Below are 14590 nucleotides of genomic sequence, written 5' to 3' on the forward strand. Positions count from 1 at the left end.
GTCGGGCGGCCTCGACACGCCGACCGCCCGCTCCGGAGCCTCCGGCACCCTGATCCCACGACCGCCCCGCCCCCCACGACCGCCCGCCCCGCCCCGGAAGAAGGACGCATGCCCGATCCGCTCACCCTCGACCGGCTCAACACCGCCGCACCGGACGAGCTGCACCCGGTGCTGCGCGCCTGCAACACCTCGCCGGCCTGGGCCGACCGGCTGCTCGCCGGGCGCCCGTACCCCGACGTCGGGCAGGCCGTCGAGGCGGCCGGGCGCGCCGTGCTGGACCTGGGCGAGGCCGACACCGCGGCGGCGCTCGCCGGGCATCCCCGGATCGGCGAGCGCCCCGGCGGGGCGCACGCCGACGGGGCCGCGTTCTCCCGGCGCGAGCAGTCCGGGGTGGACGGCTCCGGCGACGACGTCCGGGAGCGGCTCGCGGCCGGCAATGCCGCCTACGAGCGCCGGTTCGGGCACGTGTTCCTGATCCGCGCCGCCGGGCGGGACGCCGCGGAGATCCTCGCCGAGCTGCAGCGGCGGCTCGGCAACGACCCGGACACCGAGCGGGCCGAGGCGGCCGGGCAGCTCGCCGAGATCACCGCGCTGCGGATGCGGGAGGTGCTCACCCGATGAGCAGCTTCTCCACCCACGTCCTGGACACCGCCCGCGGCGCGCCCGCCGCGGGCGTCCCGGTCGGGCTGCAGGTGCGGTCCGGGACCGGCTGGTCCCCGCTCGCGTCCGGCCGGACCGACGACGACGGCCGCTGGCGGGCCCCGGACGACGCCGCGCTCGTCGCGGGCACCGACCACCGGGTCGTGTTCGACCTCGCCGGGTACGGCGGGTTCTTCCCGGAGGCCGCGATCGTCTTCCGCCCGGCGACGACCGACCGGCACCACCACGTCCCGCTGCTGCTGTCGCCGTACTCCTACTCCACCTACCTCGGGAGCTGACACGATGCCGGTACTCGGCCACACCCAGTACGGCAAGGCGGAGGTCCGGGTGGTCCGGGTCTTCCGGGACACCGATCCGCACCGGATCGCCGATCACAACGTCTCGGTGGCGCTGTCCGGCGACTTCGCCGACACCCACCTGACCGGCGACAACAGCGGGGTGCTCACCACCGACGCGATCCGGAACACGGTGAACGCCTTCGCCAGGGAGGCCGGGGACGCCGTCGGTGCGCCGGAGGCGTTCGGCCGGGCGCTGGCCCGGCACTTCACCGCGGTCCCCCAGGTGTCCCGGGCCCGGGTGCGGATCGAGACCTATCCGTGGCGTCGGCTGGAGCACGACGGGCAGCCGCACCCGCACGCCTTCACCCGCGACGGCGGGCACACCCGCACGACCACGGTGACCGCGACCGACGACGGCGGCGGCTGGACCGTCTCCGGGGTGGCCGGGCTGGTCGTGCTCAAGACCACCGGCTCGGAGTTCCACGGATTCCACGTCGACCGCTACACCACCCTCGCCCCGACCACCGACCGGATGCTGGCCACCGAGGTGAGCGCGCAGTGGTGGCACGCCGACGACCCGGCGGACTGGAACGACTCGCACCGGACCGTGCTGGGCGCCCTGACCTCGGCGTTCGCCGGGCACCACAGCCTGTCCCTGCAGCAGACGCTGCACCACGTGGGGGTGGCGGTGCTGACCGCCGGGCCGGGGATCGGCGAGATCCGGCTCTCGCTGCCGAACAAGCACCATCTGCTGGTCGACCTGTCCCCGTTCGGCCTGGACAACCCGGGCGAGGTCTTCCACGCCGACGACCGCCCCTACGGCCTGATCGAGGGCGCCGTACGGCGCGACGACCTGCCCGATCCCGGCCCCGCCTTCGCCGGCTGGTGATCGCGGTCCGGTGCAGGAACGGTGCCTCCGACGGCACCGGACCTCCACCGGACGGTGATCAGGTCTCCAGCGCCACCCGGTCGGCGGCGGCGCGGAGCAGCGGCACCGCGGACTCCAGCAGCGTGTCGGTCATCCGGGTGGTCGGCCCGGAGATGGAGATGGCGGCGGGCAGCGGCCCGTCCAGCGCGACGGCCACGCAGCGCACCCCGAGCTCCTGCTCGCCCTCGTCCAGCGCGTAGCCGGCGGCCCGGACCCGGTCCAGCTCGGCGGCGAAGGTGTCCCGGTCGGTGATGGTGTTGTCGGTGTGCGCCACCAGCTCGGTGTGCCGCATGATCTCCCGGACCCGGTCCGGCGCCATCCGGGCGAGCATCGCCTTGCCGACGGCCGTGCAGTGCGGCGAGACCCGCCTGCCCACCTCGGTGAACATCCGCATCGAGTGCCGGCCGGGCTCCTGGGCGACGTAGACGACCTGGTTGCCCTCCAGCAGCGCCAGGTTGGCGCTCTCGCCGAGCGCGTCGACCAGCTCGGCCAGCCGCGGCCGCGCCCACACCCCGACCAGCCGGCCCGCGGTGTCGCCGAGGCGCACCAGCCGGGGGCCGAGCGCGTACTCGCGGGAGGACTGCTGGCGCACGTAGCCGCGCCCGGCCAGGGTGCGGACCAGCCGGTGGATCGTGGGCAGCGGCAGCCCGGAGGACGCGGCCAGGTGGGACAGGCTGACCGTCCCCCCGGCGTCGGCCATCGCCTCCAGCAGATCGACCGCGCGCTCCACCGACTGCACGGTGCCGGAACGGACCGGGGCGGCGGTCCCGCCGGCGGCGTCGTCGTCCCCGGTATCGCTGTTCCGCATGACGGAAACCCTAGCCGCTCCGCGATCCGCGGCGCAGCAACCGGCCGCGCGGGGTGCCCGTCGGGTCGACGTCGTGCCCGGCCAGCACGGTGCGGCGGACGACACCGGCCAGCGGACGCCCGGCGTAGGCGCTGACCGGGTTGCGGTGGTGCAGCCGGTGCGGATCGACGACGAACGCGGCGTCCGGGGCGAAGACGACCAGATCGGCGTCGTACCCGGGGGCGATCCGGCCCTTGCCGGTCAGGCCGACCAGCTCGGCGGGCGCCGCGGCCATCCACCGCACGACCCGGTCCAGCCCGATCCCGCGCCGGCGGGCCTCGGTCCACACCAGAGGGAGCCCGAGCTGCAGCGACGACACCCCGCCCCAGGCGAGCCCGAAGTCGCCGGTGTCGAGATGCTTCAGGTCGATCGTGGACGGTGAGTGGTCGGAGACGATGCAGTCGATCGTGCCGTCCAGCAGGCCCGCCCACAGCAGCTCCCGGTTCGCCGCCTCCCGGATCGGCGGGCAGCACTTGTGGGTGGTCGCGCCGTCCTGGATCTCCTCGGCGAACAGGGTCAGGTAGTGCGGGCAGGTCTCGGCGGTGATCCGGACGCCGTCCCGGCGCGCGCCGGCGAGCATCGGCAGCGCGTCCGACGACGACACGTGCAGCACGTGCGCCCGCGCGCCGGTCCACCGGGCACGCTCGATCACCTGGGCGATCGCCAGGTTCTCCGCGCCGCGCGGGCGGGACGCGAGGAACGCGGCGTACCGCGGGCCGTGCGCGGCGGGCGCCTCGTCGACCGCCCGCGCGTCCTCGGCGTGCACGATCAGCAGCCCGTCGAAGCCGGCCAGCTCGGCCAGGTAGCGCTCCATCCCGTCGACGTCCAGCGGCGGGAACTCGTCCACCCCGGAGTGCAGCAGGAAGCACTTCACGCCGAAGACGCCCTCGTCGTGCAGCCCGCGCAGGTCACCGAGGTTGCCGGGGACGGCGCCGCCCCAGAACCCGACGTCGACGAACGCCTGCGGGCCGGCCACCGCGCGCTTGACCTCCAGCGCCGCGACGTCGACGGTCGGCGGCACCGAGTTGAGCGGCATGTCGACCAGCGTGGTGACACCGCCCGCGGCGGCCGCGCGGGTGGCCGAGGCGAACCCCTCCCACTCGGTGCGGCCGGGTTCGTTGACGTGCACGTGCGTGTCGACCAGCCCGGGCAGCAGCACCTCGTCGTCGGCGAGCTCGATCACCCGGGTCCCGGCGAGCGCGGCACCGGCCGGCTCGACGGCGGCGATCCGGCCGTCCGCGACGCCGACCTCCCCCGGGCGCTCCCCCGCGGTCGTCATGATCCGCCGGCCGCGGACCACCAGGTCGTAGCTCGTCATCGGTCCTCCCGCACGTCCACCGGCGCCACCCCCGGCGGGGCCGCACCGCGTCGTGCTCGCCGGACCCCCGCAGGCTAGTGCAGCCTTGACAGCCTCCGGGCGTCGTGTTCGGATCATGTTCTTCCGCCGGAACCCGCTTTCCGGATCGTGGAACGGCTGGAGGCCACCGTGACCGCTCTGTTCTGTTCCGGCGACGCGATGCGCGGCGGGCGCCTGCACCACAACGTCTCCGCCCACCCGTTCCGCGGGGCCGTCCGCACCGCGCCGCACTACCGGATGTACTCGGTGCGCGACGAGTTCCCGGCGCTGGTCGAGGACCCGTCCGGCGGCGTGCCGCTGGCCGGCGAGATCTACGACGTCCCGCTGTCGGCGATCCGCACCGACTTCCTGCCGGACGAGCCGCCCGAGCTGGAGCTCACCGTGATCGAGCTCGACGACGGCCGGGACGTACTCGCCGTCGGGCTGCGGCCGGGCGTCCTGGAACGCCAGGCCGGCGAGCTGACCGACATCACCGGGCACGGCGGCTGGCGGGCCTACCGCGGCCTGCCCGAACCGGGCTGAGCCGTGACCGCCCCGGTCACCCTGCCGCTGCCGCTCACCGCCAACTGCTCGATCCTGTTCCCGGCCCTGCCGATCACCGCGCGGCCCGCCGCCGCGGCCGCCGCCGGGTTCGACGCGGTCGAGTTCTGGTGGCCGTTCGACGACCCGGTGCCCCGCGACGCCGAGATCGACACGTTCGTCACCGCGGTGTCCGACGCCGGCGTCGTCCTGTCCGGACTGAACCTCGCCGCCGGGGACATGGCCGCCGGTGAGCGCGGCATCCTGTCCGACCCGGCCCGGCGCGCCGAGTTCGCCGACAACCTCGACGTCGCGGTCGGCATCGGGGCGCAGCTCGGCAGCACCGGGTTCAACGCGCTGTACGGCAACCGGCTCGACGGCGCCGACCCGGCCGCGCAGGACGAGACCGCTGCGGAGAACCTGGCACTGGCCGGCCGGGCCGCGGCCCGGATCGGCGCCGTCGCGCTGCTGGAGCCGATCAGCGGGATCGACCGCTACCCGCTGCGGACCGCCGCCGACGCCGTCGCCGTGCTCGACCGGACCGGCTCCGGCGACGTGCGGCTGCTGCTCGACGTCTTCCATCTCGCCGTCAACGGTGACGACCCGGCCGCCGCGATCGACCGGTACGCCGGCCGGATCGGGCACGTCCAGATCGCCGACGCACCCGGCCGCGGCGAGCCGGGCACCGGGAACCTGCCGATCGCGGCGCTGGTCGACCGGGTCGCCGCCGCCGGCTACCGCGGCCGGATCAGCCTGGAGTACCGGCCGGTGACCGCCGACCCGTTCGGCTGGCTGACCCTGCCCGCGCCCCGCCCGACCCACCGTGAGGACCGTCCGTGACATCTCCCGACCCGTCCCTGGTCGATCTCGCCTCCCGCGCGCTCGGCGGCTCCGTCGTCGCCGCCAACGACGAGTTCTTCGCCCACCGCGAGAACCTGGTCACCGTCGCGCCGCCCCGGTTCGACCCGGACGAGTTCGGCCTCAAGGGCAAGGTCTACGACGGCTGGGAGACCCGGCGGCGGCGCGAGCCCGGGCACGACTGGGCGATCGTCCGGCTCGGCGTCCCCGGGGTGCTCGATCACGTCGTCGTCGACACCGCGTTCTTCACCGGGAACTACCCGCCGGAGATCGCCGTCGAGGCCGCCGCCGTCGCGGGCCATCCCTCCCCCGACGAGCTGGCCGCGGCCCGCTGGCACGAGATCGTGCCGCGCTCGGCCTGCGCCGGCGACACCGCGAACACCTACCCGGTGCACGACCCGCACCGCTTCACGCACCTGCGGCTGATCATGCACCCGGACGGCGGGATCGCCCGGTTCCGGGCCCGCGGCCGGGCGCTGCCCGATCCGCGGTTCCTGGCGGGCACCGTCGACCTGGTCGCCGCCGAGAACGGCGGCCGGGTCACCGGCTGCTCGGACGCGTTCTACTCCTCCCCCGGCAACCTGCTGCTGCCCGGATCGGCCCGGCACATGGGCGAGGGCTGGGAGAACGCCCGCCGCCGCGGCGGCGGCAACGACTGGGTGGAGTTCGCGCTGGGCGCCGCCGGGGTGCCGCGGTACGCCGAGATCGACACCACCTGGTTCGTCGGGAACGCGCCGGGCCGGGTCTCGGTCGCCACACGGGACGAGCGCGCGGGCGGCGGATGGACGACGCTGCTGGACCAGGAGCGGGTGCAGCCCGACACCCGGCACCGGTTCCCGCTGCCCGGCGCCGGGGCGGCGACGCACCTGCGGCTGGACGTCTTCCCGGACGGCGGCCTGTCCCGCCTGCGGCTGCCCGGGGAGCTCGACGACGCGGCGCTGGCCGCCGCGGCGGACGCCTGGGCGCGGACCGACCCGGACGCCTGAGCAGGCGGCGCGGGGCAGCACGACCCCCGGCGGTCACCCCGCGGGCGCGGCCCCGGCGAACCCGCCCCGCGCGGCCGCCCGCGGCCGCGGGACGGCGGCCCGGCCGGTGAGGTCGCGGACCGCGGCCTCCGCGGACGGGTAGGCGCTGCACCGCAGCAGCACCTCGTGGGCGCGCAGCGGCAGCAGCTCGGCCCGCCCGCCGCAGCCGGCGAGGTGCACCCGCACGCCACCGTCGCGGGAGCGCGCGGCCACCTCCCCGAGCGTCTCGGTCGCGGCGCCGTCGAACTCGCCGACCCCACCCAGGTCGAGCACGACGTGCGCCGGAGCGGTGCCGCAGGCGCGCTGGGCGTCGACCAGCCTGCCGATCGCCTCGGCGCCCCGGCGGTCCAGCCTGCCGGTCACCCGGACCAGCCGCACCCCCGGCGCGGCGGTCTCCACAGCGAGCCCGGTCACCTGGTCGTCGCGCACGTCGCCCTCCTCCTCGTCACGCGGCCCGCGCGGACCGCTCACCGGGAGCGTTCCCGGTCGGCCGCCGGTCACACCGGCGCTCGAGGCTGGATCGATCCGCCGGAACCGGTCCCCGGCGATTCACTGGCCGGATCGTCCGGTCGCGTGATATACATCACCGACTGTCGGCCTGGACACGGACGTCCCGGTCCGGAAGGGACCTTCGACCCTACTGACCGACCGGGCGCCGAGTCACCCTTGTCGGGCCGACCTCGGGATCGGCACCCCGCAGGACCACCACCCGTCGCTGGGGAGCGGGCGGGTGGCGCCCCATGGCCGGGGCCGGCGCGTTCGGGACCGCCGGCCCCGGCCATCAGGCCGGGCCGCCGATCCTGCGCGGGCGAGCCGCACCGGTCAGCCCGACGGCGACCGGCCCGGAGCCCGCCGCAGCGGGTGCGCGAGGTGCGGGCGGAATCCCGGCCGCACGGCGGGCGGCGGCGCGGACGGCCCGGGAGCGCTGCGGAGCCCGCCCCGGGCGACCGCGGCGAGCATCTCCAGGACCGCGTCGAGCGACGGATAGCGGCCGTCGGGCAGCGGCTGCAGCTGCCCGCGGGTCACCCCGCTCACCCCCCACGCCTCCGCCTCGGCCAGCACCTGCCAGCGGAACGCGGGCCAGCGCAGTCCGGCCAGCACCCGGGCGAGGTTCTGCCGCAGGCGCTCCGCCTCCGGCCGCTCGGCCGCCGGGCGGGCGACGGGCTCGGGGACGGGCGGCACGGCGACCAGCCCGGGCCGGGCGGGACGTACCGGGGGTGCGGCGGGGACCGGCCGGTCCGGACGGCCGGGCCGCGGGACGGGCCGGGTCACGCCGGACGCCCGCACGCGGTCCGCCGCCGGACACCGGCCGGGGAGCTGGGCTCGGGTTGCACGATTCACCGCCTGGGAACACCGCCGCCCGGCCGCCTCGGGTGACGGCCGCAGGTCAGCGGGACACGCACGATCGAGTGTGGGTCAGGACACACGGCCGCGCCACTCGTGGTGGCTGCCGTTCAGTCCCGGTAGCGCTGCTCCAGCTCCCGGATCTCGCCGAGCCCGACGAGCTCGGCGAACGGGTCGACGCCGCCGAGCCGGTCGAGCATCGCGGCGGGCGTGCCGTCGGTGCGCAGCACCCGCAGGAACTCGCCCATCGCCGCGGTGGCCGCCAGCAGGGTGCCGATCGGGAACAGCACCAGCGCGAAGCCGAGCTCGGCGAGCCGGTCCCGGGACAGCGGCGGGGTGCGTCCGCCCTCCGCCCAGTTGAACACCAGCTTGTGCCCCTGCAGCGCGGTGGCGACCTGCTCGATGTGCGCCTCCGAGGTGGGCGCCTCGACGAAGAGGAGATCGGCGCCGGCGTCGGCGAAGCGCCTCGCCCGGTCGATCGCGGCGTCCAGGCCGTCCACCGCCGCGGCGTCGGTGCGGGCGATGACCAGCAGGTCCGGGTCGCTGCGGGCGTCGACCGCGGCCCTGATCTTCGCCGCCATCTCGCCGGCCGGGACGACCTGCTTGCCCGCCATGTGCCCGCACCGCTTGGGCATCACCTGGTCCTCCAGGTGCAGCGCGGCGACCCCGGCCCGCTCGTAGTCGCGCACGGTGCGGATCACGTTGACCGGGTTGCCGTAGCCGGTGTCGGCGTCCGCGATCAACGGCAGGTCGACGGCGTCGGCCAGCCGGGCGGCGTGCGCGGCCATCTCGGCGCCGCCGAGCAGGCCGACGTCGGGGCGGCCGAGCAGGCCGGCGGTCGAGCCGAAGCCGGTCATGTACGCCGCGTCGAACCCGGCCTGCTCGACCAGCCGGGCGGACAGCGCGTCGTAGGCACCGGGGGCGAGCACCGGCTCGCCGGAGTCGAGCAGGGCGCGCAGGCGGGCCCGCCGGTCGCCGGGCTTGCTGAGCAGATCCCCCACGGCAATCCTTCCCTCGTTGTGTACAACTGCCCCCAGCCTGCCTGGGGAAGGCGGGCATGAACACCCCTTGGTCCCGCGTCGGTGACCTGACACACTCCCCGGTTGCATACAACGGGAGGTGCACGATGACCGAGGGCGCACCCCGCCGGGCGTCCGAGCGGGCCCAGGCGACGCTGCGCGAGGCGATCCTGTCCGGCGACCTGCCGGGTGGGGCGCATCTCGGCGAGGTCGAGCTCGCCGAGCGGCTCGGGCTGTCCCGCACCCCGGTGCGCGAGGCGCTGTCCCGGCTGGCCGCCGAGGGTCTGGTCGAGCTGCACGCACACCGCGGCGCCCGGGTCACCCGGTTCACCGAGGCCGACCTGGAGGACGTGTTCGACGTCCGCCGCGCCCTGGAGCCGCGCGCCACCGAGCGGGCCGCGGCCCGGGCGAGCGCCGCCGATCTCGACGAGCTCGACGCGCTCGCCCGGGACATGCTCGCGATCGGCTCGCCCGGCCCGGGCCGGGACCTCGACCGGCTGGTGGAGCGCAACCGGCTCTTCCACGCCCGGCTGCTGGAGATCGCCGGCGCACCGACGCTCACCGCCGCGCTGGCCGGCGTCGTGCACGCACCGGTCGTGCTGCGGACCTTCCACAGCTACGACGACGCGTCGCTGGCCCGCAGCCTCGCCCACCACGTGGAGATCGTCGCCGCGCTGCGGGCCGGTGACGGCGGCTGGGCGGCCGCGGTGATGGTGTGCCATCTCGCGAACGCCCGCGCCGTGATGACCGCGGCTCGGGGGGTTCTCCCCACTGCCCCGAGTGGTGTGAACCGGAACGATGACCGTTCGTGACCGAAACCCGGCCAGCGGCTCCCCGTGATCTCTCCGACCGGCTCCGCCATCCCGTCCCGCACCTGTTCGTCTACGCCTTCGCGATCGTCCCGGCGATCGCGCTCGTCGCCGCCGTGCCGCTGGCCTGGGGCTGGGGCCTCACCTGGCTGGACGCCGGTCTCGCGATCGGGATGTACGTGGTGTCGATGCTCGGCGTGACCGTCGGGTTCCACCGGTACTTCACGCACGGCTCGTTCAAGGCGAACCGGCCGCTGCGGATCGCGCTGGCGGTGGCCGGCAGCCTGGCCGTGCAGGGCCCGGTGCGGCACTGGGTCGCCGACCACCGCAGGCACCACGCGCACGCCGACGCCGAGGGCGACCCGCACTCGCCGTGGCGCTACGGCACCTCGCCGGCGGCGCTCGTCCGCGGGTTCTGGCACGCCCACATGGGCTGGATCTTCGACCGCTCGCTCACCGACCAGCGCCGGTTCACCCCCGATCTGCTCGACGACCGCGACATCGACCGGGTGCACCGCGCGTTCTCCGCGCTGACCGTCGCGTCGCTGCTGGTGCCCGCGCTGATCGGCGGGATCGTGACGGCCAGCTGGTGGGGCGCGCTCACCGCGTTCTTCTGGGCCGGTCTGGTCCGGATCGCCGTGTCGCACCACGTGGCGTGGTCGACGAACTCGATCTGCCACCTGGTCGGCGAGCGGCCGTGGCGGGCCCGGGACCGGTCCACCAACGTCTGGTTCCTGGCGATTCCGAGCATGGGCGAGTCCTGGCACAACCTGCACCACGCCGACCCGACCTCGGCCCGGCACGGCGTCGGTCGGTGGGAGATCGACATCTCGGCGGGCGTCATCCGGCTCTTCGAGCTGCTCGGCTGGGCGCACGACGTGCGCTGGCCGACCGAGAAGCGACTGGCGAGGCTGGCCGCCGACCGCCCGGAGCAGGCGCCCGCGGCGTGAACCGGACCGGTGCCCCGGCCGCCGGGGCACCGGATCGGCGCGCCCGAGATCAGCGCGCCGGAGATCAGCGGACCGGCACCACGTGCACCGGCCCGTCGGTGTGCACCCGGCAGACGTCCCCGGCCCGCCAGCCCTCCCCCGCCGCGGCCCGCACCCGGACCGCCGGACCGCCCTCCGGGCGCGCGGTCACCAGCAGCGCCTCGCCGAGGAACTCGACCTGCTCCACCGCGGCGAGCGCGCCCGCCGCGCCGGGGCCGGTCTGCGCGGTGAGCCGCAGCTGCTCGGGCCGCAGCACGGCGAGCACCTCACCGGCCGGGCAGCCGGGCCGCAGCGGCGCCGACCCGAGCGCGGTGCTGACCCGGTCGCCGGTGGCGGTCCCGGGCAGCAGCGCCGCGTCGCCGACGAAGCCCGCGACCCGGGCGGTCGCCGGGGTCGCGTAGAGCTCGCGCGGCGCGGCGGTCTGCTCGAGCCGCCCGTCGTGCAGGACGGCGACCCGGTCGCTCACCGACAGCGCCTCCCGCCGGTCGTGGGTGATCAGGACGGCGGTGGAGCCGGCGATCCGCAGCGCGGCGACGGCGTCCCCGCGCACCTGCTCGCGCAGGCCGGCGTCCAGCGCCGAGAACGGCTCGTCGAGCAGCACCACCTCCGGCCGCGGCGCCAGCGCGCGGGCCAGCGCGACCCGGCGGCGCTCGCCGCCGGAGAGCTGGTGCGGCATCCGGTCCGCCTTGCCGGCGAGCCCCACCAGGTCCAGCAGCTCGGCGACCCGGTCCCGGGCGGCGGCGCGGGCGGCCCGGTCCGGACGCAGCCGGGCCAGCCCGGTGGGCACCAGCCCGAACCCGACGTTGCCCCGCACGTCGAGGTGCGCGAACAGCGCGCCCTCCTGCGGCACCAGCCCGACCCGGCGGCGCTCCGGCGACACGTCGGTGACGTCCGCGCCGCCGACCAGCACCCGTCCGGCGTCCGGCCGGTGCAGACCGGCGGCCACCCGCAGCAGGGTCGTCTTCCCGCTGCCGCTGGCCCCCAGCACCGACACCAGCTCGCCGGCCCGCACGTCGAGGTCGACGCCGTGCAGCACGGGATCGCCCCCGTAGCCCGCGACGATCCCGCGCACCGTCAGAGTCATCGGTCCCCCGTCGTCATCGGTCCCCCGTCGTCATCGATCCCCGGCCGGCGTCGGCGTCCGCCGGGCGCCGGCGCCCGGGCCCGCCGGGCCGGTCCGGCCGCTCCGTGCCCGCCCGCACCAGCAGCGCCGCCGGCACGCAGGCCAGCAGCAACAGGGCCAGCGCGGCCGGGGCCGCGGCGCCGTAGGCGCCCAGCGACGTCTGCGCCCACAGCTGGGTGGCGAGCGTGTCCGTCCCGGTCGGGCGCAGCATCAGCGTCGCCGGGAGCTCCTTCATGGCGGTCACCATCACCAGCAGACCGCCGGCCGCCACCCCGGGCCAGGCCTGCCGGGCCGTCACCGCCCACCAGGTCGCCGGCCCGGACCGGCCGAGCGTCCTGGCCACCTCCTCGGCCTCCACCGGGACCCGTTCGACGGACGCCCGGGTCGCCCCCACCGCCTTCGGCAGGTAGAGCACGGCGTAGCCGAACACCAGCACCGCGGCGGTCTGGTAGAGCCCGGGCACCACGGCCAGCGAGAAGAACACCAGCGACAGCCCGACGACCACGCCGGGCAGCCCCTGGCCGAGATAGGCGGTCGACTCGACGCCGGCCACCAGCCGGCCCCGGTACCGGGCGGCCAGCATGCCGACCGGCAGCGCCATCAGCACCGCGAGCAACGCCGCCGCGCCGGCCAGCAGCAGCGTCGACCAGGCCGCCGACGCCAGCCGGGCCCAGTCCACCGACACCCCGCCCGCGGCGACGATCCGGCCGACGAGCACCACCGGCGGCCCGAGCAGGGTGACCGCCGCGACCGTCCCGAGCCCGGTGACGGCCAGCGCGGTGCCGCCCCGGCCGAGCCGGGCGGGCGGGATCCGGTGCACCGCGGTCGTCGCACCGGCCCGGGTCCAGCGGCGCCGGGCGGTCCGCTCGGCCACCACCAGCAGCAGGGTCAGCGCGGCCAGCACCAGCGCCGTCACCGCGGCCCCGGTGCGGTCGATCGTGCCCTCGTAGGCGGCCTGCACCGCCCAGGTGAACGACTCGTAGCGCAGCAGCGCGGGCGCGCCGAAGTCGGACAGCGTGTACAGCGCCGCGAGCAGGGTCCCGGCGAGTGCGGCGGGCAGCGCCTGCGGCAACGTCACCCGGCAGAACGCGGCGACCGGGCCGCGGCCCAGGGTGCGGGCGGCGTCCTCCGGGCCGGTGTCGGCGGCGCGCAGCGCGGCCGCCGCGGGCAGCGTCACGTACGGCGTGCAGGCCAGCACCAGTACCGCGACCAGCGGGACCAGGCCCCGCGACTCCGGCCGGACGGCGAGCACCGCGAACGCGAGCAGGTAGGACGGCACCGCCAGCGGCAGCGCGGCCAGCACCCACCACAGGCCCGGCCGGGGCAGCCGGACCCGGGCCAGCAGCGTCGCCGTCACCAGACCCAGTACCAGGCAGCCGGCGGACACCAGCGCCACCAGCAGCGCCGAGTTGACCGCGAGGGTGACGGTCCGGGACCGGGCGAGCAGCGCCAGCACCCGGTCCGGATCGGCCTCCGCGACCCGGACCAGCAGCCAGACCAGCGGCAACGCCGCCAGTCCCGCCACCACCAGTGCCGCGGCGACCAGCAGCCGGGGCGGCCGGGAACGCGCGGACGGGCCCGCCGGAACGGAGGGTTCCGGCGGGCCCGCGGGCCGGGGCGCCGGCCGTCCCGGAGTCCCGGAACGGCCGGCGCCCGCGGTGCCGGCACTGCCTGCAGTGCCGTGAATGCCTTCAGTGCGGTGGAGCACGGTCAGAGCAGACCGACCTCGGTGAGCAGCTGGGTGGTCGCGTCGAGGTCCTTCAGGTCGGCCAGGTCGACGTCCGGCGCACCCAGCTCGGCGAGCGCGGGCATGTCCGCCGGTCCGGCGACACCCTCGATCAGCGGGTACTCACCGGTCTCGGTCGCGAAGTACTCCTGGGCCGGCTGCGAGACCAGGAACGCCACGAGCTCCTGGGCCTCGGTCGACTCGGCCGCACCGGCGAGGATCGCGGCGCCGGTCACGTTGACCAGTGCGCTCGCGGTACCCGGCGCACCGAACTTCAGCGCCGTGTTCGCCGGCGGGGTCTCGGCCGCCGCCACGTAGTAGTGGTTGATCAGGCCCACGTCCACCGCTCCGCTGTCCACGGCCTCCAGGATGGCAGTGTTCCGCGGGAAGATCTGCGGGTCGTTGTCCCGGATGTCGGTCAGCCACTGACGGGTGGCGTCCTCGCCGTCGATCAGCCGCATGGCGGTGACGAACGCCTGGAACGACGCGTTGGTCGGCGCGATCCCGACCCGGCCGCTCCACTCCGGCCCGGTGAGCTCCTTGACGTCGGCCGGGACCTCGGCCTCGGGGACCCGGGTGTTGTACGCGATCACCCGTGCCCGGCCGGTCAGGCCGACCCAGGAACCGTCGGTCGAGGTGTACTCGGCTGGGACGGCACCGGTCACGTCGTCGGGCAGCGGGGCGAACGCGCCGCCCTCGGCGAGCGCACCGAGCGCACCGGACTCCTGGGAGAGGAAGACCTGCGCCGGGGTGTTCGCGCCCTCCTCGCCGAGCTGCGCGGCCATCTCGGTGGTCGAGCCGTACCGGGTGTCGACGGTGATGCCGGACTGCTCCTGGAACTGCTGGATCAGCGGTCCGATGAGCTCCTCGTCGCGCCCGGAGTAGAGCGTCAGGCTGCGCGGGCCGTCCTCCTCCGGTGCCGGCTCGGCCGGGGTGCCGCCGCCACAGGCGGCGACCAGCAGGGAGACGGTGAGGAACGCGCCGGCAAGCACGCCGCGTCTCGTCGATCGGGTCACGTGAGGGTCCTCCGAAGTTCGGTCGTACCAGCCCGGAAAGCCGGGAGTGTCCGATCACTCCCGTTCAGGGCGAGGGCAGGCTAACCTCTGGC

The 14590-nt window shown here is 76.2% G+C and carries 16 protein-coding genes; 8 read left to right on the top strand and 8 right to left on the bottom strand.

The features are described 5' to 3' along the window. Positions 1-108 precede the first annotated feature (108 nt). From uraD to pucL, 3 genes are read left to right on the top strand one after another with little or no spacing between them, the layout of a single operon-like run. Complete coding sequence (gene uraD, locus ABD160_RS01455; RefSeq protein WP_344017699.1) at positions 109-621, top strand: 2-oxo-4-hydroxy-4-carboxy-5-ureidoimidazoline decarboxylase; 513 nt, start codon at positions 109-111, stop codon at positions 619-621. After that, complete coding sequence (gene uraH / locus ABD160_RS01460; protein WP_344017700.1) at positions 618-938, top strand: hydroxyisourate hydrolase; 321 nt, start codon at positions 618-620, stop codon at positions 936-938. Before uraD ends, uraH begins: the two co-directional genes overlap by 4 nt. A gap of 4 nt (positions 939-942) precedes the next feature. Next, positions 943-1827 carry a factor-independent urate hydroxylase gene (gene pucL / locus ABD160_RS01465; protein ID WP_344017702.1) on the top strand — a complete coding sequence of 295 codons (885 nt, stop codon included), beginning with the start codon at positions 943-945 and terminating at the stop codon, positions 1825-1827. A gap of 58 nt (positions 1828-1885) precedes the next feature. On the opposite strand, the gene ABD160_RS01470 is transcribed toward pucL, so the two are convergent. Both ABD160_RS01470 and allB read right to left on the bottom strand, forming a co-directional pair. Continuing rightward, the gene (locus ABD160_RS01470) at positions 1886-2674 is read right to left on the bottom strand and encodes an IclR family transcriptional regulator (protein ID WP_344017703.1); all 789 of its coding nucleotides are present in this window, start codon (positions 2672-2674) and stop codon (positions 1886-1888) included. Between the two features lie 10 nt (positions 2675-2684). Continuing rightward, positions 2685-4031, bottom strand: coding sequence for an allantoinase AllB (gene allB, locus ABD160_RS01475; RefSeq protein WP_344017704.1), 1347 nt, complete (start codon positions 4029-4031; stop codon positions 2685-2687). Between the two features lie 168 nt (positions 4032-4199). Between allB and ABD160_RS01480 the strand changes: the two genes are divergently transcribed. Genes ABD160_RS01480 through alc form a run of 3 tightly spaced genes read left to right on the top strand, consistent with a single transcriptional unit; the run spans position 4200 to position 6433 of the window. Further along, entirely contained in the window at positions 4200-4592 is a 393-nt protein-coding gene (locus ABD160_RS01480; RefSeq protein ID WP_344017705.1) for an allophanate hydrolase-related protein, read from the top strand. 3 nt (positions 4593-4595) lie between these two features. Then, positions 4596-5429, top strand: coding sequence for a hydroxypyruvate isomerase family protein (locus ABD160_RS01485; protein ID WP_344017706.1), 834 nt, complete (start codon positions 4596-4598; stop codon positions 5427-5429). After that, positions 5426-6433: an allantoicase gene (alc, locus tag ABD160_RS01490; RefSeq protein WP_344017707.1), complete on the top strand. Its 1008-nt coding sequence runs from the start codon at positions 5426-5428 to the stop codon at positions 6431-6433. The genes ABD160_RS01485 and alc overlap by 4 nt, the downstream gene beginning before the upstream one ends. 33 nt (positions 6434-6466) lie before the next feature. Here alc and ABD160_RS01495 read toward each other — a convergent pair whose 3' ends face one another. The 3 genes from ABD160_RS01495 to ABD160_RS01505 all read right to left on the bottom strand — a co-directional run bounded on the left by ABD160_RS01495 (position 6467) and on the right by ABD160_RS01505 (position 8817). Then, the gene (locus tag ABD160_RS01495) at positions 6467-6943 is read right to left on the bottom strand and encodes an STAS domain-containing protein (protein ID WP_344017708.1); all 477 of its coding nucleotides are present in this window, start codon (positions 6941-6943) and stop codon (positions 6467-6469) included. A gap of 351 nt (positions 6944-7294) precedes the next feature. Further along, complete coding sequence (locus tag ABD160_RS01500) at positions 7295-7744, bottom strand: DUF2795 domain-containing protein (protein WP_344017709.1); 450 nt, start codon at positions 7742-7744, stop codon at positions 7295-7297. Between the two features lie 182 nt (positions 7745-7926). Then, positions 7927-8817 carry an isocitrate lyase/PEP mutase family protein gene (locus ABD160_RS01505; protein ID WP_344017711.1) on the bottom strand — a complete coding sequence of 297 codons (891 nt, stop codon included), beginning with the start codon at positions 8815-8817 and terminating at the stop codon, positions 7927-7929. A 125-nt stretch (positions 8818-8942) separates the two neighbouring features. On the opposite strand from ABD160_RS01505, the gene ABD160_RS01510 reads away from it, so the two are divergent. Then, complete coding sequence (locus tag ABD160_RS01510; protein WP_344017712.1) at positions 8943-9647, top strand: GntR family transcriptional regulator; 705 nt, start codon at positions 8943-8945, stop codon at positions 9645-9647. Next, entirely contained in the window at positions 9644-10594 is a 951-nt protein-coding gene (locus tag ABD160_RS01515; RefSeq protein ID WP_425563563.1) for an acyl-CoA desaturase, read from the top strand. The genes ABD160_RS01510 and ABD160_RS01515 overlap by 4 nt, the downstream gene beginning before the upstream one ends. A 64-nt stretch (positions 10595-10658) precedes the next feature. Here ABD160_RS01515 and ABD160_RS01520 read toward each other — a convergent pair whose 3' ends face one another. From ABD160_RS01520 to ABD160_RS01530, 3 genes are all read right to left on the bottom strand, one after another. Next, positions 10659-11717 (bottom strand): ABC transporter ATP-binding protein, encoded by a 1059-nt coding sequence (locus ABD160_RS01520; RefSeq protein ID WP_344017713.1) that lies wholly within the window; start codon positions 11715-11717, stop codon positions 10659-10661. Positions 11718-11730: 13 nt separating this feature from the next. Next, positions 11731-13281 carry an ABC transporter permease gene (locus tag ABD160_RS01525; RefSeq protein ID WP_344017715.1) on the bottom strand — a complete coding sequence of 517 codons (1551 nt, stop codon included), beginning with the start codon at positions 13279-13281 and terminating at the stop codon, positions 11731-11733. Positions 13282-13466: 185 nt separating this feature from the next. Then, positions 13467-14498: an iron ABC transporter substrate-binding protein gene (locus ABD160_RS01530; RefSeq protein ID WP_344017716.1), complete on the bottom strand. Its 1032-nt coding sequence runs from the start codon at positions 14496-14498 to the stop codon at positions 13467-13469. Between the last annotated feature and the right edge of the window lie 92 nt (positions 14499-14590).

Source organism: Pseudonocardia kongjuensis (genome assembly GCF_039526905.1).
GTDB classification, from domain to species: Bacteria; Actinomycetota; Actinomycetes; order Mycobacteriales; family Pseudonocardiaceae; genus Pseudonocardia; species Pseudonocardia kongjuensis.

Bases quoted from the DNA above. Each gene is read 5' to 3' on its own strand.
- uraH (WP_344017700.1), top strand. From the start codon at position 618: ATGAGCAGCTTCTCCACCCACGTCCTGGACACCGCCCGCGGCGCGCCC.
- uraD (WP_344017699.1), top strand. From the start codon at position 109: ATGCCCGATCCGCTCACCCTCGACCGGCTCAACACCGCCGCACCGGAC.
- allB (WP_344017704.1), bottom strand. From the start codon at position 4,031: ATGACGAGCTACGACCTGGTGGTCCGCGGCCGGCGGATCATGACGACC.
- pucL (WP_344017702.1), top strand. From the start codon at position 943: ATGCCGGTACTCGGCCACACCCAGTACGGCAAGGCGGAGGTCCGGGTG.
- ABD160_RS01520 (WP_344017713.1), bottom strand. From the start codon at position 11,717: ATGACTCTGACGGTGCGCGGGATCGTCGCGGGCTACGGGGGCGATCCC.
- ABD160_RS01470 (WP_344017703.1), bottom strand. From the start codon at position 2,674: ATGCGGAACAGCGATACCGGGGACGACGACGCCGCCGGCGGGACCGCC.
- ABD160_RS01510 (WP_344017712.1), top strand. From the start codon at position 8,943: ATGACCGAGGGCGCACCCCGCCGGGCGTCCGAGCGGGCCCAGGCGACG.